The organism is Sporosarcina sp. Y1011 (genome assembly GCF_057669885.1).
Genome location: NZ_JBYHFP010000002.1, coordinates 1 through 23,621 on the forward strand (window position 1 = coordinate 1; position 23,621 = coordinate 23,621).

Consider the following 23,621-nt stretch of genomic DNA (forward strand, 5'->3'; position numbering starts at 1 on the left):
TTAGCTGCATAATATAAAACTCTAACTTTAAGGGGTCACAACAGACTTTTGATAAAAGTCTGAGCCATTTTTTTAAACGTTTTGTGTTTTCGCTTGAACTGCAGCTTTTCTATCTTGCGCTGCGTGCATTTTAACCATTACAAAGCGTGCAATTGGCTGGATAACTAAGCTCTCTAAAAATAGAGCGATTAAGAAGTTACGAGGCCAAGTTTGTAGGAAGTGAGCAACGAAATCATCTCTAAAACCATTTCCAACGATGTCTCCAATAATTGTCATTGTGAATGACATACCCAATACTGTAAAAATCGTACGGAACATGATACGAGCAGCAAAACCATCTGTTGGTGAAATGAATTTTGACGATAAAAATTCTGCAAAACGACCGATTGCGACAGGTTCAATAATCATAACGATAACCCAAATAATAGGTAACGTGATTAACATGCTCATTGCAACGTCTTTGTTGAATCCTCCAGCCGAAAGGATTATGTTGATTGATCCTATTAATAATACGGATAGTGTTACGATGATAGCGCCGAATAACGCGCCCTCTTTAGCGTTTTTGGGTAGTCTGTTTTCTTGATGCATCGTTTGATTTCTCTTCCTTTCAAAATTCGTATTGGACCTACTCTAAATACAAAAGCAAATACAGTTATGAACTTAACGCAAATCAATGAAGCTGCCGTAAATGCAATTTGCACTAAAAATGCACTCAGTTAAACAACCCAATCGTAAAGAGCTCTGTCTACTTTATCTGTTTACTTTTAAAATACTCGGCAATAATGTCGCAATTGTTTTCAAAGGTAATGCGGATTTTTGCGTTAAACAAAGCATCATTGCACCCTCAATCGAAACTGTCAGCAACAACGCGCAAGCGGAAGCCGATTCATTCGAATAGCCTTCCGTTACAAGTTTCTCATAGTAAAGCTGTTGAATGTTTTCATATAGAGCACTACAAGCAGTGCGGACTGGTTCACTCATCGTTGCCATTTCACTGACAATGCTGCTAAATGTATAGGCGATAATGGTGCCGTCTCTTTCAAAGTTGTGAACCAACTTATCAATCATTGACAGTATCGCGTCCTCCGTTGCTTCATGCCTACTGAATATAGCCTCAATATCTGTGGTAATGACTTCGTTTAAACCGTGTAAACAAGTAATCAATAATTCTTCTTTTCCATTTGGGAAATGATGATAGAGCGCTCCTTTTGTAACATTACAGGCTGTTAAAATCTCATTAAGTCCGACACTTTTATACCCTTTTTGTTGAAAAAGGGTCGTCGCCGTATCAATTAATATCGATTTTGTATCCATAATTGATGTATTCCTCCCTACATACCAACCGGTCTGTTTTAATTATAACAAGTTTTCAACCTGAATAAAAGTTTTCAGTTTTATTACATTTTAGACAGCTAAAAATGCTCTTATTTGACTAAAATTTCCCTAATAAGTATGTAATTGAGTCAATTTCATACTAGAGGATTTCGAATTAAAATCCAAACAAGGTTGATTTACACTCCAGGCGGACGCTTTCCGCGGGCACGGCTTCAATCTCCTCGTCACTGCGTTCCTGCGGGGCTTTCCGCTCGCGCTGTTCCCGCTGGAGTCGCCGCCTTCCGTTACAATCAACGGAACTCATCCGTGCAAGTTAATAATTGATAACGAAATTTCGTTAATGTTAGGTTTTCCAATTAAAATAAGCAATTATGAAATTGAAGTGAATTAACTGAGTAATATCATACACAGCATCCCTGAAATTCCATACATCATAAAAAACCAGACAAAAGCCACTTTGTCTGGTTTCAACTTTTTCATTATACAATTGCAGGCCTAACCTTTTCTCTCCTGAAAATGAATACCTACCCCTCGTAATAAACTTACCTTTTTCTCACGAATAGCAAAAACAGGACAAGCGCACCACTGCTACAAGTCATAATTATGATGCCCATCGGCCACGCCGTTTGGTCCCCTGCTATTCCTACAAGTGGCGCAACGATCGCCCCACCGATAAATGGGAGCAGTCCCAGAAAGGCTGAAGCACTTCCAGCCGCTTTTTCTTGGCTTTGCATGCCGAGCGAAAATGCGGACGTCGATACCATCCCGACGCTTGAAACGACGAGGAAAAGGGCTACGGTCATTGCGAATAAAGAAAGGTCATTTGAAACAACGATAAAGAGTAATATACTTCCTGTGAATGACAATAAAACCCCTGTAAAAAGCAATTTCACTTCGTCAACGGTGCTTGCTAATCTACCTGTCACTTGCGCGGCGATGATAATGCCTAAACCATTTAGTGCAAACAACATGGAAAACTGTTGAGGTGTGACATTGTAAAGGTTTTGCAGGACAAAAGGAGACCCCGCTATGTATGCAAACATACTCGACATGATCAAGGCTAGTGTGCCCGATATCCCCAGAAACACACGGTCTTTAAATAAATTCCCGAATGTCTTGACGACCGCCAGCATACTTCCCTCAGACCTTTTTTCTTCAGGTAACGTCTCAGGGAGAAAGAACGTAACTGCCAAAAACATAAGAAGACCAATTACACCTAATATGATAAACACGGCGTTCCATGATGCGAAGTTTAAAACAAATCCACCTGAAATGGGCGCAAGAATCGGCGCTGCACCGTTTACAAGTGCCAGTAAAGCAATAAACTTCGTCAAGTCTTTACCAGAATACATATCCCGGGCAGACGCACGTGCGATAACGATTCCCGCCGCACCTGATACCCCTTGGATAAATCGCAACCCGATAAAAACCCAAATCGTCGTACTGAATGCACATAAAACAGAGGCAGTCGCGTATACGATTAGCGTAAATATGAGCGGTTTGCGTCTCCCCCGAATATCACTCAATGGACCGAAAATCAGCTGTCCGACGGCAAGCCCTATTAAACACGCGGTCAAACTTAATTGTGCAAGCGATGTTGAGGTATGTAAATCAGTTGCAACGATCGGAAGCGCCGGCAAATACATATCCATTGATAGCGGCCCGATGGCAGTAAGGGATCCTAGTAAGAGGACAATCCAAAACTTATGTAACTTCACTTCTTTTTTCACTTTAGCCATACTAGATTGACACTTCCTTCTAAATTCGATCTTTGAGAGCTACTTTTTTGTACTTCTAGTAGACTTTTATTCGCCTGATTGATTAGTTGACTAGTAATCTAGCCATTATTCTGATTTTATTTAAGTATAGCATAAGTGGTATACCTTAGCGTTGGGCGGTTGTTGAGGGTTTTTAGGCGGTCACGCGGAGAATTCGAGCGGTTCGCGTGGGGTTTCGGGCGGTCCCGCGATGGATTCGAGCGGTTCGCGTGGGGCTTCGGGCGGTCACGCGAAGAATTCGAGCAGTTCGCGAGAGGGTGCGGGCGGTCGCGCGGGGGATTCGAGCGGTGCGCGAGGGGGTTCGGGCGGTCGCGCGGGGGATTCGAGCGGTGCGTGAGAGGGTTCGGGCGGTCGCGCGGGGGATTCGAGCGGTGCGCGAGGGGGTTCGGGCGGTCGGGCGGTGGATTCGGGCGGTGCGCGAGGGGGTTCGGGCGGTCGTACGGGAAATTCAAGCGGTGCGCGAGGGTTTTCGAGCGCTCTCCGCGAAGGTACTTCGAAAGCCCTACTAGAAAGAAAGTGATCAATCATGAATCACTCTCCAGTTAGTATTTACATTGGCACGTACTACTTTCTCTTTTAAAAAATAATCCGCAATCAATTCTGTTACATCCACAGGTATGTCTTTGACCACAGGTTTCCCTTTGAACATCCAGTAATTGCCTCCTCCACCCGCCCGGTAATTATTCATGACTACGTCATATTCCACCTGCATATCAACTGGACCACCTTGGTAATCAAGCTTTACGATGCGTTCGCCGACAGGTCTTGAGATATCGATTAGGTAGTCAATGCCCTCCCACATATCATAATTATAGTGCTGGGGCTTTGGATTGATAAATGCAGGATTCACTTCAATCTGCCCATCCGTGTATTGCTTGAAATAGGAAGCTGACCGTTCCAATGCGTCTTTTATGTCTTGTCCACTTATCCGAATCACTGTTAACGTGTTTGGGTAAACATAGTTAGACACAATGTCTCGCATCGTCACATTTTCAGGAAATCCAAGCGAGTGGTTGTCAAACAGAGCAGTATTCGAAATCGTTGCACCCGACGCCGCCATTTGAACTTGATTAATAAATTCAATTAACGGATTATCCTTCAAACGAATATCAATTGGATCATGAATCAGCATATCCCCTTCAATTTTCCCAATCGGCTGATCAAGCCACTCCTGCGTTTCATTTTCATACGGTGCGGTTAACGCGAGAATCGCTTCATCTGCTTCCACTTCCGACGCAAGCAAAAGGCTGGAACTTCCCTCAATGCATTTCCACTTGTTGTCATGTTTTTCAAGACACAACGTCACTTTTCCAAGCGCCTGTCCATGATGTCCGGGTTGTACGACAATGACGTTATTTATATACATTCCTGAAATCTGACGGTGCTGATGACCGGTCAGCAAAACATCGATCCCTTCGACTTCCATACACAATTGAGTTCCTTGATTCTCACCGGTCAATGCTTCACTCGGTTCAAAAGTATCTAGATTCCTTTCAAAACCGCCATGATAAGAGACTACGACGATGTCCACTTTTTCGTGATTACGAAGGTAGTCGACCCACTTTTTCGCTTCCGTAACAGGATCTGCAAATTCAATGCCCGCAATGAACTCTGGACGTTCCCAGTTCGGGATATAGGGTGTGGTCAGTCCGAGGATGCCTACTTTCAAATTCCCGGGGAACACTTTTATAATGTACGGCTTTCCATAAAATGGTTCGCCCGTTCGTTCATCCAACAAATTGGCAGAAATCCAAGGAAATGTAGACTGGTTCACTACCTTCTGCACGATTTCTTGGCCATAGTTGAACTCATGATTACCAAAAACCGCCGCATCATAGTTTAATTCATTCGCAATGAGCACCATTGGATTCGGGTCACTTTTTTTCATTTTAATAGAATGATACGCGAGGGGTGTCCCTTGGATCAAATCCCCATTGTCAATTAAGAGGACATGCTCGTGCTTTTCCCTTTCTTGTTTGATAAGGGTTGCCATTTTACCAAGGCCGCTATGTACATAGTTATTTGTTCCGTAATGGATTGGATAAATATTTCCATGAATATCGCTTGTTTCTAGAATAACAATCTCAATTCTACTAATTTTCATTCCCCACCTTTGCATTCATTCAAATTACACTAATTTCCGTCTCAGTCTACCAGAAATAATGTCAATAATGGTCACCATGATAATAATGCCGAGCAGGATAATGCCCACACTTTCCCACGCACGTGCATTCAAGGCGAAAATCAACGGCGTCCCAATTCCACCTGCACCCACTAATCCGAGGATTGTTGCGTAACGGACAGCAATTTCGAAACGATACAGCGTAAATGATAAAAATTCTGGGACGAGCTGGAGATTAAAAAAGCCCACTGAAGAGCAATTCCCTCCACAGCAGGCTTTACATTTTTTTAAAAACTATTCCTCTACTTCAACTCCGTAATTCGACCTTCTACTTGTGTATCGATAACGCCTAATTGCTTCGCATATTGAATTAAGAGTTCTGCATCTGTGATCGCATTTCCTTCGTCGACAAGTATTTCATCTTCACTAAACATTGTAAATCCGTCACCACCGTTGAATATAAAGTTCGGCATGACTGCTTTGTATACCTTGTTTTCATCAAGTGGCTGACCGCCAACAGTTACATTGCTAACCCGTTCTCCAACTGGTTTACGAAGATCAAATTCATAAGTCATACCAGAGACATGTAAGAAACCATTATACGCTGCTTGACTCACACCATTTTCAAGTGCGAGTCGAATACTTTTGCCCAAGACATCGGTTAGAATTGGCTTATTGCCGAATGGTAAGATTGCATAGGCATCCAGCATTGTGAAGTTTCCCGCTTTCGCTTCTTCCCGGATTCCTCCACCATTTAAAAAGGAGATATCTGCTTTGTAATAATCTCTATAACTATCGGTAATAAAGTTTCCGATTGCTTGCTCCTCTGTCAGTCTACCATCGCGTGGCATATCGTGAGCCAGTTCTGCAATCGTATCTCCAAGTCGTTCTTGAAGCTCCGTTTGATAACCTTCTGCCATCACATGAAGTTCAGGATGGTTTGCAATCGTATCATCCAAATCGATAACAATTGTGTCTAAATTAATTTCCCCATTTTCTTTTGTAATATCTAATCGAATAACCGAACCGATATTACCTTGAGGTTTCGCAACAAATCGACCATCATATTCATTTACTGTTGATTCATTTTCAAATTCTTCCTCTGAGAAAATATAAACAATTTCTGGAACAGCTTCAAGCAACTGTTTATCAAATTCTTGAGCCTGTTGTGTTAAGGCAATTATGATATCGACACTTTCTTCATTCTCTTTAATTGATTCTACTGCTGCTTTCGCTGATTCAATAACATCCTCTTGAAATACTTCATTCGATACACTTGTCGTAACCATTCTGTCCGTTAAACCAATAAAAGCGATTTTCAGTCCAGACATTTCTTCGATTGCATACGTTGGCACATCTGCAAACGGATTGCCCACTTCATTCTTTAGATTGGATGAAATCCAAGTAAACTCAGAACTCTTCACTAATTCCTTCGTATTACTTGCACCCGCATCGAAATCGTGCTGACCAAAATTAGCATAGTCAATCGGGATATAGTTAAATGCTTCTACAAGTGGAAATCCTTTGAATGCTGCACCAAAAACGGAACCACCACCTAAATCTCCACCGAATGCAACAAGCGTATTTGGTTGTGTGCTTCGGACATCCTCTACAACGGTAGCTAATCTCGCAACGCCACCGGTAGGTTTCACCGGACTAATATTATGCGCATCATTAAAATATAAAATTGTCGCGCTGTCTTGCGTTGATAAAGCGACAAACGTGATATCTTTCTCCGCTGCTCCGTTTATATATTCAAACTGTGCATTTTCAGCGCCTCTAATTTCTGCTACGTTTTTTCCATCAATAATTACTTTTTGAACTTTAGTACCTTTAAAGTCGATAATTGCACCGGCTTTTTTCGGTTTAATGGTAATCGTTTTATCAACAAATCCTGCGCCATGAAATTCTGCATAATTCCCCGTAAACACAACACCATTTTTAATTTCTGATGCTGCATCTAGCGTAATCGAAACGCTCGGCTTGTTGATCATTAGTTTTCCAGTTTTATAATTTTTTAAGTTGTATATTTTTTCAGGTTTCTGCAATTCTGGATCTGGTTCAGGACCTGGTACTGGCTCTTCTTCCGCCTGTTTTTTCAAGACAAATGAGTCTACCAATTCATTATCAATCGTATACACTTCACCTTTTAACTGCTTTCCTTCAATTGCAATTGATGTGAAAACTTGTTTATCTGTATCGTATTGTACATTTACATAATCATTGTCTTCCACAGGATAGAACTTGGGTCCTGCAGATCCACCGATGACATAAACTGTTCCTTCGCCATTTGCTTGGACTTGTCCATCCTTCATCGCGTGGGTTCTCATGTAAGCATGATCATGACCATTTAATACGACATCAACACCCATTTCTTCTAAAATTGGTGCAAATGTCGCGGCAGTCGCATTTGTTCCTGTTAATGGATTGCTCTTGTATGCTGGACGGTGGAACATTGCAATCGTCCATTCCTTATCCGAGTTTTCCACTTCTTCGCGAATCCATGCTTGTTGCTCATTCATATCTTGCACACCAAATTCTGAATTGAGCATAATGAATTTCGCATTTCCATATTCGAAGGAATACACAAACCCTTCTTTCCCGGCAGGTCCATTTTGTGGATATGGGAATAATGATTGATAAATCGACTCACCATCACCATAGACATCATGGTTGCCTAATACAGACATGAACGGAATTTGATTGCTAAGTCCTTTCGATGCATTTAGGAATAAATCCCACTGATTCATTCTACTTCCATCCTCGACGATATCACCAGAATGGAGTGCAAATTTTGTATCTGGATATTTTTCTAATCCCAGTTCATATAATTTTGTCCATATACTAAAGCCTGCTGCATTTTCCGATTGCGTATCTGTGAAGAATAAAAAGCTGAATGGATCGGCTTCTGCAGCTGATTCCGTTGTAAATGTACTAACTTCACTCCAGCCTTCTTTCGTACCATTGCCAACACGGTATTGATACGTAACACCTGGTGTTAACCCATTTGCCTCTACATGATGAATATTCATTTCACCAGTAACATCTGAATAAAATTCAATTGTCCCTTCAAAGCGCTTGACTGTATCACTTTCAAAACCACTTGCTTGTTCGACTACTTCTAAAACACTATCCCTTGTTGCGGTTCCTGTACGCCATGTCACATGTTGCGTTGTTTTTGGATCATTTGTCCAAGTTAATGTGATATTCTCAGGCTTTTCCATTCCTAACTGCGGAACTGGAGTGAATGTTTCAACTTGGCTAACTAAATCACCCTTCGTTGCTTGTAGACTTAACGGCACTTGTGAAAGTGTTAAATCATCGGTGTGGATCTCACCATTCGCATCTGATTCTGCAAAAAGAGCGTTCCAATCTACTTTCTCCGCATCCGCTGCAGGTACATGGAAGTATCTTGCAACGCCATTTGGCATATACACACGGTAAAATGGAAAGCTACCAGTCGGAGGATTCATATAAGTCATATATGTTCCTACTTTAACCTCTTGATGGGCTTCACCTTTTACGCCACTTCCGCCTTGATAGATTGTTGTATCATTAATTATTTTAATTAAGTTTTTCCCTTGTGCATTGACGATTTCTACTTTTGCACCTTCAATAGGATTTCCTTGCTGATCGGTCACTTTAATTGTCGTCGATGTTCCTACTGATTTTCCTTCTATCGATAAAACGAGCGGCTGGGAAATAGGCGCTCTATACGATTCTGTAAAAAATGGTGTAGCTTCATTTGAACCCACATATGTCATCGATCCTTTGGTAAGCCCGACTTCCGCTTCACCCTTTGCATCAAGGCCTAATTTGAATGTAATTGTAGCTAGTACTTCACTTTCTTCTGCTGCAATCGCGTTTAGGTTTTCAAAGCTAAGATGGATCGTGCCTTTTTCCCTATTTACTTCATTGATACGGACAGTATTTTTCCATTTATCGGCGACTTTTACTTGAAAACCATCTGTTGTCTTGTCTCCATCTATCAATTCCAATAAGCTAAAATCAAAAGCTAATTCAACTTCTGCTCCGCTTAATGCAGATAGATTGCTCATTTTTAATTGAACATCAAACGTTGCTCCTGCATATGCTTCTTCAGGACCAACCCAATTAAACGCAGGTCCCCCAGCATTTACTTGAAAATTCATCGTGTCGAACTTGTGGTTACCCTCTTTGTCAAACACTTCAACATACACTTCATGAAGCCCCTCGGCTAACGGTGTTTCTGGCACATAAGAAACGACTCCAGTTAAAGCATCATAACGAGGCGTAACGTCTTTTCCATCGATTTTCATAAAAATGCGCTCTGCATCGATCCCAGAACCACCATCATTATCTGTCGCTACGATACTAATTTCCGGTTGGCTCTTTGCTGCAGGTTCAGCTGGTGAAAAGTTCGTTAACGTTGGATTCGTAACGTCCTCATCATATTCACCATAGATCGCACGGATATTATCTACATAAATCGTACCCGCTGATTTCCCTCCATCATTTGTAGCCATATATCGCACAGCTTGATTGACACTAAAGGGGGCAACCCAATTGCCAGGAATGCTTGCCTCAACATACTTCCACCCCTTCCATGTCACGCCATTCGGATAATCCGATGTAAAATCAATATTAAAACCTTGACCATTTGCATCGACTAATGATTGCCTTAACCAATGTTTATGGCCATCCCCATAAATCCACATACCAATTTTCTCTGGATCACCAGGAATTTCAAACTTCACATCTCGCTGAGCATAGACACCTGAAGTCCCTTGTTGTCCTAAAAAGTCATAATCTAATTTTAGGGCTTGATTACCAAATCGAACGACATCATCTGAAATGGAAGCATTGACAGTGTTAAATTTCGAACCAATTGCATGCCATGTGCCAATTCCATTCTCAAAATCCTCTAATACGATGTAGGGGTCTGTTACTTTAACCTCTGCGTTCTCCGCTGGCTGAATCACAGCGTCATTACCAATCTCTTCTGCAGATATGTATAGATTCGTGCTCGGCAATATACTCGTAAAAACAATTAAAAATGCTAATAACACAGAAAATAATTTCTTATTCAATTTTCTTTCCCCCTCCTTTTGTTGTTTTTCTATATATGCTCGTAAACCTATGACCCTATAAGAGACAATAAGTAACCTAGTTTAAGAATATCCTCAATTTGTAAAGACATCGTTAATTTAGCGTATATTTTGTGTCTTTTGTGGACGGTTCAATATTTTATATTGAATTATGATAAGGGTTCGTATGAAGTGGTGATAGAAGTCGAGTGGAAGATTCGGGCGGTTCGCGTGGGTTTTCGAACGGTCTCCCTTACAAGTCTAAATGACTCAAGAGGATTTTCTCCGATTTCATAGACTTACATAAATACAGTCTCCACAAACCGGATAGCAGTGAGTTGTCTAGATAGTATTAAACGGTGATAACGGAAATTTTTTTTAACTAATGTCCCCTTTCCTTCCCTTTTACTCTATATAGAGGGTGAAAGGAGGTGATTCACATGGCAGCAACAATCGAATTTCAACAAGCGTCGGGCCGCGTATTCTTCGACGGTGGTTTGACAGAGGACGGAAAGCTAATCCGCAAAGCGAAGACGTACCGCTACATCAAGGAAAATGCACCTGCTGAGAACTTGTACCAAGCGCTGGAGCAACTGGGTCGACTCTCAACTTTGCCGTTCATCGGAGCGGATATCGTGGAAACATCGAGTTTGATTAACTAATTCACCAATTAACTAATCAGGAAAGGAGGAATGAAAAATGGCTAAAACACTACAGTTGAACTTCAACACAGCGAGCGGAAAAAGGGTGAGTTTGTCGGTGGATGAACCCCGCGCAGATTTGACTCCGCAAAGCATCGAGGCTGCGATGCAGGAAATCATTGCTGCGAATGTATTCGAAATTAACGGCGCTCCGCTGGCAACAGTTGTTAGCGCTCGGGTTATTGAGCGAAATGTAACAGAACTTGTAAACGCCTAACAAGCAACAACGACCGGTTCACCAGTTTTCGGACTGGGGACCGGTTTTTTCATTTTAATAGAGAGGAGGAAACGAGATGGAACAATGGATGAGTCTCATACAAGAAGTCGGTTTCCCGATATTCGTATCATTCTATCTTTTGCACCGGCTCGAAACAAAACTCGTCGCGATCCATGATGTGTTGGTTTCATTAAAAATGCAGTGAATGTTAATCAAACTTCAGTTGGACGACTCGCTCGCGTTGTAAAGTTTGGGCGGTTGTTAACCGTATTTGGGCGGTCCGCCGCAGGAATCGGGCGGTTGCAATCCAGATTCGGGCGGTACGCTGCAGGAATTGGGCGGTTGCAATCCAGATTCGGGCGGTACGCCGTGGGGATTGGGCGGTTGCAATCCATATTTGGGCGGTCTGTCCTGGGGATTGGGCGGTTGCATACCATATTCGGGCGGTCGAACTCGATATTTGAGCGGTCGTTAAACATAATTTTAAAAAGGAGGAAAACAATGTTTATTAAACCATGCGAGGGTCGTATCACATCTCCTTTCGGTTACCGCATCCATCCGATTACGCATTTTCGAACGATGCACTTTGGTGTGGATTACGGAAATACGCCATCAAACAATACAATTGTTGCAGCAGCTGCCGGGAAAGTTACTTTTTCAAAGTCTACAAATGGTTATGGTAACACGGTTATGATTGTCCACTCAATTGGTGGAAAGACGTTTGAAACCGTGTATGCACATCTACGGTCAATTGGTGTCAGAGTCGGGCAGACAGTCAAACAGGGCGAACGTATCGGCGTGAAAGGGTCGACTGGGAATAGTACAGGAATCCACCTTCATTTCGAGGTCCACATCGGTCGTTGGAATAACAAGTTTACGAATGCCGTTGATCCGTTATGTTATGTTTTGAATCATGAAGTGAAAAAAATACAAAGTTTGCTCGTCAAAGTAGGTTACAAGATCGCTGTAGATGGCCTAAACGGGCCCGCTACAAAGGCTGCGGTACAGTCATTTCAGAAGCAATCAGGACTTGTTGTAGACGGAATTGCAGGGAAGTTGACGACAGCTGCACTTGCTAAATGGGCGAAAGATCATGTGGTGCCGAGGTAAAGTAAGCGTGAAAAAAGCCCGATTTCTCATTTTCTATGAGAAGTTGGGCTTTTTTGAATGAGCCTGGGAATTGTTTGTTGGACAGTTTTGGGGTTTTGTTGGAGACTTTACTAAGTTCGTTGGACATCTTGTTTCAACCGACTAACCCGACCCGTAACAAACTGCAACCAGCCATAAACCCCAATCTTGACAGTTTCCAAAACCGCGGAATCTTTGCTTGGATCCAAACAGACAAAGTCAATATGCTGAACAGCTTCATGCTGACCGATCGTAAGCAAAGCATCAAACAGCTCTATCGCCGTCATCCCGCCTGGCGTAGATGCCGGAACGCCCGGCGCAACGGATATATCCAGCACGTCCATATCTACAGTGACATACACGCAATCTACTTCTGCAGCCAGTTGTTGAAGTGCTGCTTGGATCGTTTCGATTATGCCTTGCATGCGAGCTTGTTTGAGAGTCACCATTTGAATATGATGCTGCTTGGCATAGTCCACGAGCGGTTTTGCATTATAATAGCCGTGCAACCCGACGTTGATGATATGCTTCCCCTTCACCACGCCGCCCTCAATCAGTTGCCGAATTGGCGTTCCATTCGCTGGACCTAATTCTGCAGGATCCCGTACATCCAGATGCGTATCCAACTGTAAAATCCCAATTGTTCGCTCTGGATGAACATCCTTAATCCCTCGAATCGCGCATGCTGTCGTCGAATGATCTCCGCCAATCATGCAAGTCAACGTATTCGGATAGCTCGCTACAAGAGAGGCCGTTGCTTCTTGGATTCGTTGATGTGATAACAGGATATCCGTCGTATGCATCTGTACATCACCTGCATCAGCAACCCGAAAAGCACTTAAGTCGATATCTTCATCTAAATTATAAGTGGCGAAGCTTTTCCACAATTTTCGAAACTCATTCGGGTACAATGAGGCACCCGAGACACTAATCGATGACCTAGAAAGCGGCGAACCATATAGAATGAGACCCGGTTTAGCTTCTCCATCGTTCAGTGGCTGAACCCATTGATGAACATGTGTCACTTCTTGTCCTGCTACATTCCACGACCATTCAGGTGGTTGAAGCCATGCATGTTTCATTCCCCCACCACCAATACGCCTTTTTTCCACACAGATTTTACATGATTCACGCCAAAGAAGTACTGGATTTCTTGATAGTTTTTCGCATTCCATAGGACGATATCCGCTTGTTTCCCCACTTCAAGAGAACCCACCTTGTCTTCACATTGAATGGCGCAAGCTGCGTTATACGTAGCCGCTGTCAATGCTTCCGCAGGCGTCAGTCGCATAGAAATACAAGCTAAGTTCATGACAAGTGGCATGGACGTTGTTGGAGATGAACCGGGATTGCAGTCCGTAGAAATGGCAACAGCAACGCCTTCATCAATCATTTTCCGTCCGTCTGCCGCTTGCTCACGCAAATACAGCGCGGTTGCAGGAAGCAGGCAAGCAATCGTGCCCGCCTTCGCCATTGCTCGGATGCCTTCATCGGAAGCTTTCAGTAAATGTTCCGCCGAAATGGCACCGACCTTTGCTGCAAGCTCTGCCCCGCCGTATGATTCAATTTCATCGGCATGGATTTTTGGAATCAACCCCAAACGTTTACCGGCTTCCAATACGCGTTCTGATTGTTCAGGTGTATAAACGCCTTTTTCACAAAACACATCATTAAATACAGCAAGCTTTTCTTCGGCAATCACAGGCAACATTTCATGAATGATTACATCGACAAATTCGTCTTCCCGCCCTTTGTATTCAACCGGAACGGCATGCGCCCCCATAAAGGTCGGAACAATATCGATGGCATGTGTTTCCTGCAATGTCTTCATCACACGAAGTTGCTTTAACTCCGTCTCCAAATCCATTCCATAACCACTTTTCCCTTCGACTGTCGTAACCCCGTGTTCAAGGAACAAATCGAGGCGTCGAGTCGTTTGTTCGATTAATTCCGCTTCCGATGCAGCACGTGTCATCCGCGTTGTCGCATGGATGCCGCCCCCCGCATTCATAATATCCATGTATGTCGAACCTTCTAAACGCATCTCAAATTCACGTTCACGACTGCCTCCGTAAGCAACATGCGTATGAGGATCCACTAACCCAGGAGTCACGAGATGGCTCGTAGCGTCTACAATTTCCGCCTCATGTAAACGGTCTGCATAGCGCTTTTCAAGATCATTTGTTAATCCAACCGCTTGAATAATGCCATCTTCAATCCATAAACTGCCGTCTTCTAGTATGCCAAGTTCGGACATCGCTTCTTTTGAGCGAGGTCCTTTATTGGCAGAAGTGAGCGTCGCTAGCTGAGCTGCATGTTTAATCCAGAGTGGTTTTATCATTGTGGATCATTTCCTTTCGCGAGCATTGGAATGTTAACGCCTTTTTCACGAGCTGTTCTTTCAGCAATTTCATAGCCCGCATCCGCATGGCGTGCAATGCCCATTCCAGGGTCTGTCGTCAATACACGCTCTAGTCGAATTTCTGCTTCTTTCGTTCCATCTGCCACAATAACCATTCCGGAATGAATTGAATAACCCATGCCAACACCCCCACCGTGGTGCAATGAAACCCATGTTGCGCCACCAACTGCATTGATCATGGAATTTAAAATCGGCCAATCTGCAACAACGTCTGATCCGTCTTTCATCGCTTCTGTTTCACGGTTCGGAGAAGCAACAGATCCTGAATCCAGATGGTCACGACCGATGACAATCGGTGCACTTAATTCGCCGCTTGCTACCATATCATTGATGATTTTCCCGAAGCGCGCGCGTTCCCCGTAACCAAACCAGCAAATGCGGGCTGGTAGTCCTTGGAATTCAATTTTATCCTGTGCCATACGAATCCAGTTGCATAAGTGTTCGTTATAACTGAACTCACGCAAAATCGCTTCATCTAATTTATAAATGTCTTCCGGATCACCTGATAACGCAACCCAGCGGAAAGGACCTTTCCCTTCGCAAAATTGTGGACGGATGTAAGCCGGAACAAATCCTGGGAAATCGAATGCATTTTCTACGCCTTCATCTTTCGCCACTTGTCGGATGTTATTGCCATAGTCAAATGTGATTGCGCCTTTGTCCATCAAGTCAAGCATCGCCTGAACATGTACAGCCATTGACGCTTTTGACTTATTCACATATGCATCCGGATCATTCGTACGCAGGATCTCAGCATCTTCTAAAGACATGTTTGTAGGGATATAACCGTTTAATGGATCATGTGCAGACGTTTGGTCTGTCAGCACATCGGGCGTGAAATTGCGCGCAATCATTTCAGGTAAAATTTCAGAAGCGTTGCCGAGTAAACCAATGGATAATGCTTTTCCTTCTTTTTTAGCTTCTTCTGCCAGACGGATGGCTTCATCCAGTGAATCCGTTTTCACATCTGTATAACGCGTTTCAATGCGGCGATCGATTCGAGTCTCATCCACTTCGATGCCGATACAAACGCCGCCCGCCATCGTCACTGCAAGCGGTTGTGCGCCACCCATGCCGCCAAGCCCTGCAGTTACAGTAATTGTTCCTGCCAAACTGCCATTGAAATGCTTTTTCGCAAGCTCAATAAATGTCTCGTATGTGCCTTGCACAATGCCTTGTGAACCGATGTAAATCCAGCTTCCCGCCGTCATTTGCCCGTACATCATTAACCCTTTTTTATCGAGTTCATGGAACGTCTCCCAGTTTGCATACGCCGGAACGATGTTTGAATTGGCAATGAGAATGCGTGGTGCATCGGTATGCGATTTAAAAACAGCGACCGGTTTACCCGATTGAACAAGTAACGTTTCATCATTTTCTAGCGCTTTCAGTGATTTTACAATCGCATCAAAGCTTTCCCAGTTCCGAGCAGCTTTCCCGATCCCACCATAGACCACTAATTTATCGGGATGCTCTGCAACTTCCGGGTCCAAGTTATTCATCAACATACGAAGAGCTGCTTCTTGCTGCCAGCCTTTTGTATTCAATTCTGTCCCTCTATAACGAATTACTTTTTCTGACGGAACCGCTTTCATAAATAACACCCCCCTGTTCTGTTGTATTCATTATATACTAAAAGTTCAGTCATCTTTTATGGTATGTTAACTATTTTAAGTTTAATAGCTCAATTAGGGGTTGGTTGGACATTTTACGAGGTTGGTTGCACACTTGCTGGACATTGTTGGACACTTCGATGGTTTCGTTGGAGACTTCCTTGTGTGTTGGACACTTTCAGGGGATGGTTGAACATTTTACGAGATTCGTTAGACAGTCGCCGGGCTTTGTTGGACACTTCGGAGAGTTTATGGGAAACCTCTCCGTTTGTTAGACACTTTCCGGGGGTTGGTTGCACACTTGCTGAGCTTTGAGCTCATAAAAAGCTTTTGCTACACGTCATTTCATGTCTTGCATGGCTTGTAGATTGACGCGATCCATGAAGTCATGAATCACTTGATCACCATTTTTTCCACCACCAAGTTTTAGCATGGCACGCCCTACAAAATTGATGCCGCGGTTCGAGCCCGAGTAAATCAAATTTGTCTGTGTTTCACTTACTTTTTCCAATGTAAATCCTAAAGTCATTTCAAATGCACGTGCCAGCTGAAATTGAATTCGCTTATGCTTTCGATTGACTGTGTCCTCAAATTCCGTAATTTCCACCACATACGTTTCTTTTCGTTTCCCTTCTTCATAGGTTTGATTGTAAGTTGAGCCTGTCATTTCAGGTTTTTTTTCAATCCAGCGATTCTCAACTACTTTTGGCATAATACGTGTTGCCTGTTCTTCTTCAAATAGAGCCCAGATCACGTCAATTGGTGCGTCAATCAGACGTTCTTCTTTCCAAATCATTCGTCATGCTCCTCTCTCCCAGTACGAATAAATGCTTCAATATCCAATATCTTTTGTTGTTTTAATTCCATCTCAATCTCTAAACTTTGTTTCTTTTTCAGTAAAAGTTCTTCCAAATTCTCAAACGACTCATCACGCATGACATCTTTCATTTCCTGAATGGTACAGCCGAAACTTCGAAGTTTTTGCAACAACGCTGCCAGAAAAAATGAACCGTCGTCATAATAACGGTAGTTGTTGGATGAATCAACGAATGCAGGTTCCAGTAATTGTTCCTGCTCATAATAGCGTAGGGTTTCCTTGCTCAATCCTGTCATTTCGCTGAATTCGCTTATTTTATACATGTAATTCCTCCCCTACTAAAATCTTAAAGGATAGGGTGCACCACTGAGTCAATCGAAATATTGTAGAAAGTATTTCCTAAACGAACACACAAGTTCGTCAGACAGACACTTATTTTGATTATTTTATAATAAAATTGTAGCGTATATACCGGATTTTTTCACGCACAGGTACCTAAAACACTTAAAATAATTGTTTATCTCCTTAGTAAGGGGGTTGGACGCTAGCTGCTTTGTTGGATACTTCGACGGTTATGTTGGACACTCCCTTGTTGGTTGGACAATTTTTGAAGTTCGTTGGACAGTCGTTGGGCTTGGTTGGACATCCTAGTGAGCTACCCTAAACTAATCCATTATCATTACTACCCCGTTTCTTCCTGCCGCGCGGCTGCGCGCCTCCCTAAATCAGTACTCTATCTATTTCAATCGATAAAAAAGGAACGCCCCATGAGGACGTTCCTTTTAATCACGTAATGCTTACCGTTATTTGTTTTTGATATATTCCATACCTTGTGGTGTAATCGCTAAAACCAGATTATCCGAACCTTGCCCGCTATCCACGGCATATTCCTTTTCGATCAGTTGTTCAATCGCCAGTTTGCTATTGACATCTGCTTGTACCATTGCTCTGGGCAATGTATAACTTCCTCCATTATTCGCAAAGTGATAGTCGTAAAGACTCTGTAACAGTACATCCGCGAGTTTATGTCCTTCTTCATTCATCATGCTTAAATCCCTCTCCTCTCTATACACATTTCGACAGAAGAGATGGGAATCCTTCTTTACTAAACTACGCAGGTACGCGCGCCCCCAATCGCCACTTCATAAGGTTCCGGCATATCCTAAATCAGTACTCTATCTATTTCAATCGATGAAACAAAAAGAACGCCGCATGAGGATGTTCCTTTTAAATGTATAATGCCTCCAGTACATTGTTTTTGACATAATCCATGCCATGCAGTGTAATCGCTAAAACCAGATTATCCGAACCTTGCCCGCTATCCTCGGCATATTCCTGTTCGATTAGGTATTCAATCGCCTGTTTGCTATTGACGTCTGCAAGTACAGTTCTGGGCAATGCATAACTTCCTCCATCATTCGCAAAGTGATAGTCGTAAAGACTGTGTAACAGTATATCCGCGATATCATTTCTTTCTTCATCCGTCATACATTAATCCCTCCTCTTTACATCATCAATTCGACATAAGTAATCAGAATCCTTCTTTAATTAACTAAGAAATTTCCATTCTCTGTGTAATTTTTGATAATGAACTAGTTAAAATCATATCCTATTCATATAGATTAACTTAACAAAGGGGATATTCATGATGAGAAAAAGGAAAAGTAACAAGCTCTTACTTTTTGTTCTCATATCTATATGTTCTTTACTTGTGTTGATAGGCTCTATTAATTTCCTGTATTCGCCGAGCTACAAATCTAAAAAAGTAGTAGAAGCGTTTTATATGCATGAACAAGTAGGAGACTTTGGTGATTCATGGGAATTGCTTCACCCTTTGATGAAAGAGAGATGGAGCAAATCACAGTTCATGACTGACCGATTACATGTTTTCGTTGGCCATTTTGGCACCGAAACTTTCCAATTTACAATAAATGAAGATAGTAAAATCAATGGTTGGACAATGACTGAAGAAGCACAACCATTTGATGTCGCTTACAAATTTACTGTCATTCAAACCTATGAAGGTAAATATGGAAAGTTCGGTTTCCTACAAGAAGTATATGTCGCAGAAGATGAAGGTGAGTGGCGGATACTGTGGGATTATCATTAACACACAGTATCCGCCAACGCGGTAGTAAGCCCCTGATTATTTAATGCGTTAGCCTACATTTAAATAAATCACAAAAACTTTTTTCATTTATTGTCCCCTAAACCTCACTTTTCTTCTTTATAAAGAATAAAGGGGATATTCTTTATGACAACTTACCTAACGGAATACGCACACTTCACAAACAAACATGATTTAGACGCAGCGACTAGGCAACATGTACTCAATCACTGGAACGAAATGAATCAAACAGAGCGGGCTGTCCTTGATATGATCCGTCGTTACTCCGTCAAATACGGTGCTGCACATTTGAAACACGAAACAATTGAAAAGGCCATCAAGAAATCCAACGCAACTGTACGACGTGCAATACGCAAGTTAGAAAAACTAGAAATCATCGAAAAGATTCACTATATCCGCCCAGTCATGAGCGGTCTAGGCGCCAACATTTATGTCATTAAACCTACTAATGACCAGTCGAAATTGAACACCCCGAAGGATGACGAAAAGCCTTCTGTCAGTAAGGTGGAACCCACTCAACCGCAAAACGAAGCTTTTCTTTCTAAAGCGCTAAGTAATAAAGATCTTAAAAGAACGTCTCCTCCGGAAATTGTGCCTACTACACTTTTCGGTAAGATGAAAACGCTTCTTTCTTCAACAATCGGAGAAAGTAAATTGGCACGTAATTTTTACGGCGTCTACCGAAAACATTCCCTGCAAATGCTAAAGTTTAGTATTCACGAAGACAAAGGGGATTTGTTCGAGCAATTGGCTATGCAAGCACTTCGTATTTCGATTCAAACGACAAAAGTGAAAAACATCCGAAATCTACCCGGCTATTATTCAGGCGTCTTGCGCGAACTCATCGACAAGGCTTTATTCAGCGAGGCATTTATGGATTATGACGTGCCATTTGAGGGGTTTTTCTATCGATGAAATAGAATAGTTGATGCACGTTTCCAACGATTTCAAAGTGCGTCGGAAATCTGAGGAGATAAGTTGAACACAGGATGCGAATAGTTGGCATCTACGGGGTTTGGTTGGGAACTTCTAGGAGTTTGTTGGAAACCTTCCTGTTGGTTGAACACCTGGCTGACTTTGTTGGACTCCTCAGGACTTTTGTTGGACACTTCGGGGAGTTTGTCGGCAACCTTCCTGTTTGTTGGAAACTTGGCAGATTTTGTTGAAAACTTCCTGTTGGTTGGACACTTGGACGAATTCGTTGGACAACTCTAGGCTTTGGTTGGGTACTTCAGAGGGGTTGTTGGACACTACGAGACTTTCGTTGGACAACTCCCTGATTCCACGGGTTATACCCGATTAACACATTGCTAATCAAATAAAAGAGAATAGATACATACCTATTCTCCAGTTTATAAGTATGCAATTATAGTGAATTGACTAAACAACATTACGCACAACTAACTAATTGATTCCCCCACTGATCACCATACAATTCTATCACTCTCGCTTATTTAGCTTTTCTATCATTGTAACCATTTTCTCTATCATATAATTCCTTTTCCTGATGCATCAAGTTACTAACGCTCATCAGCGTGTGGAGGCGTTGGTATTGCTTTAGTATGGTGTGTTTCGAGACTTTTACGGTGATAGAAATCCCCGCCATAAATGTAATCACTGATTGGCCTTTCGCCACTTCTTCAACGCTGATGCGATGATTAAAAATAAAGACACAATCCGGACTTTTTGATGATTCTGTCGGAAATACACCAATTTCATTAGGTACTATAATGAACGGCGGTTTTCTTGAATAATTCAATAAATTCTTTGTAACCTCTGTACGTCCCTGCTTCGATGAAAAATAATTAATGCACGCCTTATTAAGTAAATCTAGTGGTTTTAGAGTGGAGTAATAAATACCATGTGTTGTAATAATTTCACTTTTATTTTCCCCCATGAAAAATGATTTAACCGCTAATACAGTTCGATTAATTAAAAAAGAATCACACATCTTCAAATAAACATCCCCCTTTTTACACGTTATATTTGTATGATACCATTTACTTATAAAAATTCAAGCATATTTATCTAAATATGCTGAATAATGTAATTATTATGCGTTAAATGTTATTTTCCGCTACCGATACATCACGTATGGTACGCCAAACGTCCTAAATACACATTGGTTTCCCTATTTCAAATGCACTACGATGTAGTCACCCGGGAATACAAAGCACCGTGCACGGTCTGGAAGGCCGCACAAATGATGACTTTCGAGGACGTTTTGGAGCAGTATGAACCGATGATTTCTGCATCTATCCGCAAATTAAATATTCACCGCAACCATGACAGTTTCAGACAGGCAGGAAGAGTCGCTTTATGGCAAGCGTGGAACCGTTTTGACCGAGAGAAAGGGAGTTTCACACCATTTGCCTATCGAAGCATTCGGGGTGGCATACTGGATGAATTAAAAATGGAAAACGGATTTGAAGAGCATAACATGCCGACGGATGACGAATCTTTGGCGTATCTAATGGCGTCGGAAATCGCTATCCAGAAAGAAATGCTGAATAGACTTAAGGATGCACTGGACGTATTGCCCCCTGCCGAGCAGGAACTTATCCAATGGCTATTCATAGAAGGACATACGCTTACAGAATGTGCTGAGCGGATCGGAATTACGTTTGAAGGGGTTAGGAAAAGAAGATATCGAGCGCTGGTGAAATTAAGAAGTGCATTATCCTAAGAAAAGCGGAAGGCGCCGCTAAGCTCCGACAGGCATAAGCCGGTTTACGAAGAGGGCGTCCTTCAGCCCTCGCAGTAAACGACTTATGACCCGAGGAGTTGGCGCCTGCAGCTGGATCACAAGTAAAGCGGAAGGCACTTTAAAAAGGATGGCAGTCAAAGTACGCCGCGTCCTGCGGCAATGGCTGCGTGACTCACATCCTGTGAGCCTCCGAGGTGTTGGCGCCTGCAGCTAGACAACAAAAAAAGGGATCGTGCCTATAGGTCGGGGTTTTCCCGGCCTATGGGACAACCCTGTTTCTACACGACTGGACCTAAGAAATACAAATCGAATACCGCCCATCAATTTCATTCTCTTTGTATGCAGTCGTCCATTCCATGACAGCAAAAATATCCGATTTTTTTCATAATATCAACTTTTTGCTTAAGTGAAATATTCATGATTTCACTACCTATGTATTATCCAATAATAACCCTCTCTTGCACCTCCACCATCACCTTCGACCCCGACGGCAGACAAGGCCCTTCCGCAAACAACTGACCACTCGTTACGTACCATTTAGTGAAAATAATTAATGCGCTTTATTTTTTATACACCAGCTTAAACCTTTCACAAACAACAGGGATTTTGTCATTAAAATCCTGCTTTATATTATTAAATTCTTTTTTAAAGAAGAGTTCGTGGACTTCCCGCCAATAATTTAAGGTACGGTCACCTTCACCTTCCAAGTACGCATGTTCAATCGATACTTCATCAAAAGGAACCACTTCTACAAATGTGGTTTCTGCTATTGCAACTGCCTCTCCATCGCCGCCCAGGATAATATTGTGAAGACCAACATACGGTAATTCCTCATTATCCAAATCATATAACGTATAATTTGACGCTGTTGCTGTTTTAGTTCCGTCTAACATTAACTTTGCAAGTTCATCAGCCATTTCTTTTGAATCGCCAAATGCCCAAGCATCATATTCTTTCGGTGCGTTTGGATTATTTTTTCGATAATCCTCCCACATTTTAATAATCGACCCATCTTTCAAAAATATCTACCTACTTTCTATAAAATTTGTTTTAGAACTCGGCCTCCTACATAGTAATTTTATCAATCTTCGGCTCATAAGTTCAATTATGAAAGGAGGAGGAAGATGGAGGAAAAAAGAATCAGTAACTTTGATATCCTAATTTATGCTTCGGCAATTTTTTCTATATTTCTTTTATTCATCATTTCCAACAAGCTTTCTGCACCACTTATTATAGAAATGAATTCAGGAGCATCAATCATTGATTTAATGTTCAGTTCTAAAGACAATATATCTTTTCTTCAGAACTTAGTTATCCCCTTATTGTTATTACTCATTGGAATAGTTATTTTGTCTATATCTTTATGGTACATAGTGAAAAATATCTTATTTGAAGAAGATACCATACTGAATAAAACTATTTCGGGAATCTTGTCACTTATTTTATTTGTCGTATTAATTAAAACCCTAATTAATATTTGGTCATTATTCTTGATAGCCTTAATTTTTATTATCATAATCTTAGTTATTTTTACAATGTTAGGTTCACTTATGAAATATGATTCACAAAAAGAAAGACGATAGTTCT

At 42.0% G+C, this 23,621-nt stretch carries 23 protein-coding genes and 1 pseudogene; 9 read left to right on the top strand and 15 right to left on the bottom strand.

The window, feature by feature from the left end:
* Nucleotides 1-72: 72 nt before the first annotated feature.
* From AC25Y5_RS02330 to AC25Y5_RS02355, 6 genes and pseudogenes are all read right to left on the bottom strand, one after another.
* Nucleotides 73-588, bottom strand: coding sequence for a DUF2798 domain-containing protein (locus AC25Y5_RS02330; protein ID WP_488138928.1), 516 nt, complete (start codon nt 586-588; stop codon nt 73-75).
* Between the two features lie 162 nt (nt 589-750).
* Nucleotides 751-1,314, bottom strand: coding sequence for a TetR/AcrR family transcriptional regulator (locus AC25Y5_RS02335; RefSeq protein ID WP_488138929.1), 564 nt, complete (start codon nt 1,312-1,314; stop codon nt 751-753).
* Nucleotides 1,315-1,877: 563 nt separating this feature from the next.
* Nucleotides 1,878-3,074 (bottom strand): multidrug effflux MFS transporter, encoded by a 1,197-nt coding sequence (locus tag AC25Y5_RS02340; RefSeq protein ID WP_488138930.1) that lies wholly within the window; start codon nt 3,072-3,074, stop codon nt 1,878-1,880.
* A 559-nt stretch (nt 3,075-3,633) separates the two neighbouring features.
* On the bottom strand, nt 3,634-5,217 hold the full coding sequence (locus AC25Y5_RS02345) for a bifunctional metallophosphatase/5'-nucleotidase (RefSeq protein WP_488138931.1): 1,584 nt from the start codon (nt 5,215-5,217) through the stop codon (nt 3,634-3,636).
* Between the two features lie 24 nt (nt 5,218-5,241).
* Nucleotides 5,242-5,466 (bottom strand): annotated as a pseudogene (locus tag AC25Y5_RS02350) (PhnE/PtxC family ABC transporter permease); the annotation flags it as partial.
* A gap of 71 nt (nt 5,467-5,537) precedes the next feature.
* On the bottom strand, nt 5,538-10,304 hold the full coding sequence (locus AC25Y5_RS02355) for a 5'-nucleotidase C-terminal domain-containing protein (RefSeq protein ID WP_488138932.1): 4,767 nt from the start codon (nt 10,302-10,304) through the stop codon (nt 5,538-5,540).
* 437 nt (nt 10,305-10,741) lie between these two features.
* Here AC25Y5_RS02355 and AC25Y5_RS02360 point away from each other — a divergent pair, with 437 nt between their 5' ends.
* The 5 genes from AC25Y5_RS02360 (at nt 10,742) to AC25Y5_RS02380 (ending at nt 12,329) form a co-directional block, all read left to right on the top strand.
* A complete protein-coding gene (locus tag AC25Y5_RS02360) occupies nt 10,742-10,963 on the top strand; it encodes a DUF1659 domain-containing protein (RefSeq protein WP_488138933.1) in 222 nt (73 codons plus the stop codon).
* A gap of 37 nt (nt 10,964-11,000) precedes the next feature.
* A complete protein-coding gene (locus AC25Y5_RS02365) occupies nt 11,001-11,219 on the top strand; it encodes a DUF2922 domain-containing protein (protein ID WP_488138934.1) in 219 nt (72 codons plus the stop codon).
* 76 nt (nt 11,220-11,295) lie between these two features.
* Entirely contained in the window at nt 11,296-11,424 is a 129-nt protein-coding gene (locus AC25Y5_RS02370; RefSeq protein ID WP_082786727.1) for a YvrJ family protein, read from the top strand.
* 66 nt (nt 11,425-11,490) lie between these two features.
* On the top strand, nt 11,491-11,694 hold the full coding sequence (locus AC25Y5_RS02375; protein WP_488138935.1) for a hypothetical protein: 204 nt from the start codon (nt 11,491-11,493) through the stop codon (nt 11,692-11,694).
* Between the two features lie 26 nt (nt 11,695-11,720).
* Nucleotides 11,721-12,329, top strand: a complete 609-nt coding sequence (locus AC25Y5_RS02380; protein WP_488138936.1) for a peptidoglycan DD-metalloendopeptidase family protein — start codon at nt 11,721-11,723, stop codon at nt 12,327-12,329.
* A gap of 110 nt (nt 12,330-12,439) precedes the next feature.
* Here the strand turns inward: AC25Y5_RS02380 and AC25Y5_RS02385 are convergent, their stop codons facing one another.
* The 7 genes from AC25Y5_RS02385 to AC25Y5_RS02415 form a co-directional block, all read right to left on the bottom strand.
* Nucleotides 12,440-13,429 carry an agmatinase family protein gene (locus AC25Y5_RS02385; protein WP_488138937.1) on the bottom strand — a complete coding sequence of 330 codons (990 nt, stop codon included), beginning with the start codon at nt 13,427-13,429 and terminating at the stop codon, nt 12,440-12,442.
* Entirely contained in the window at nt 13,426-14,688 is a 1,263-nt protein-coding gene (gene hutI, locus AC25Y5_RS02390) for an imidazolonepropionase (protein WP_488138938.1), read from the bottom strand. The genes AC25Y5_RS02385 and hutI overlap by 4 nt, the downstream gene beginning before the upstream one ends.
* Nucleotides 14,685-16,364 (bottom strand): urocanate hydratase, encoded by a 1,680-nt coding sequence (gene hutU / locus AC25Y5_RS02395; protein ID WP_488138939.1) that lies wholly within the window; start codon nt 16,362-16,364, stop codon nt 14,685-14,687. The genes hutI and hutU overlap by 4 nt, the downstream gene beginning before the upstream one ends.
* Before the next feature lie 358 nt (nt 16,365-16,722).
* Complete coding sequence (locus AC25Y5_RS02400; RefSeq protein WP_488138940.1) at nt 16,723-17,178, bottom strand: SRPBCC family protein; 456 nt, start codon at nt 17,176-17,178, stop codon at nt 16,723-16,725.
* Entirely contained in the window at nt 17,175-17,522 is a 348-nt protein-coding gene (locus AC25Y5_RS02405; protein WP_488138941.1) for a MerR family transcriptional regulator, read from the bottom strand. The genes AC25Y5_RS02400 and AC25Y5_RS02405 overlap by 4 nt, the downstream gene beginning before the upstream one ends.
* Nucleotides 17,523-18,002: 480 nt before the next feature.
* Nucleotides 18,003-18,245: a hypothetical protein gene (locus AC25Y5_RS02410; RefSeq protein ID WP_488138942.1), complete on the bottom strand. Its 243-nt coding sequence runs from the start codon at nt 18,243-18,245 to the stop codon at nt 18,003-18,005.
* 181 nt (nt 18,246-18,426) lie between these two features.
* The gene (locus AC25Y5_RS02415) at nt 18,427-18,687 is read right to left on the bottom strand and encodes a hypothetical protein (RefSeq protein ID WP_488138943.1); all 261 of its coding nucleotides are present in this window, start codon (nt 18,685-18,687) and stop codon (nt 18,427-18,429) included.
* A gap of 295 nt (nt 18,688-18,982) precedes the next feature.
* Here AC25Y5_RS02415 and AC25Y5_RS02420 point away from each other — a divergent pair, with 295 nt between their 5' ends.
* Both AC25Y5_RS02420 and AC25Y5_RS02425 read left to right on the top strand, forming a co-directional pair.
* Nucleotides 18,983-19,309, top strand: coding sequence for a hypothetical protein (locus tag AC25Y5_RS02420; protein WP_488138944.1), 327 nt, complete (start codon nt 18,983-18,985; stop codon nt 19,307-19,309).
* A gap of 144 nt (nt 19,310-19,453) precedes the next feature.
* On the top strand, nt 19,454-20,242 hold the full coding sequence (locus AC25Y5_RS02425) for a helix-turn-helix domain-containing protein (RefSeq protein ID WP_488138945.1): 789 nt from the start codon (nt 19,454-19,456) through the stop codon (nt 20,240-20,242).
* Between the two features lie 535 nt (nt 20,243-20,777).
* Here AC25Y5_RS02425 and AC25Y5_RS02430 read toward each other — a convergent pair.
* Nucleotides 20,778-21,278, bottom strand: a complete 501-nt coding sequence (locus AC25Y5_RS02430) for a competence protein ComK (RefSeq protein WP_488139249.1) — start codon at nt 21,276-21,278, stop codon at nt 20,778-20,780.
* 252 nt (nt 21,279-21,530) lie between these two features.
* Between AC25Y5_RS02430 and AC25Y5_RS02435 the strand changes: the two genes are divergently transcribed.
* On the top strand, nt 21,531-22,013 hold the full coding sequence (locus AC25Y5_RS02435) for a sigma-70 family RNA polymerase sigma factor (protein ID WP_482102373.1): 483 nt from the start codon (nt 21,531-21,533) through the stop codon (nt 22,011-22,013).
* Between the two features lie 581 nt (nt 22,014-22,594).
* On the opposite strand, the gene AC25Y5_RS02440 is transcribed toward AC25Y5_RS02435, so the two are convergent.
* Nucleotides 22,595-23,053 (bottom strand): ASCH domain-containing protein, encoded by a 459-nt coding sequence (locus AC25Y5_RS02440; RefSeq protein WP_488138946.1) that lies wholly within the window; start codon nt 23,051-23,053, stop codon nt 22,595-22,597.
* Nucleotides 23,054-23,158: 105 nt separating this feature from the next.
* Here AC25Y5_RS02440 and AC25Y5_RS02445 point away from each other — a divergent pair, with 105 nt between their 5' ends.
* Nucleotides 23,159-23,617, top strand: coding sequence for a hypothetical protein (locus AC25Y5_RS02445; protein ID WP_488138947.1), 459 nt, complete (start codon nt 23,159-23,161; stop codon nt 23,615-23,617).
* The last annotated feature ends 4 nt before the right edge of the window (nt 23,618-23,621 follow it).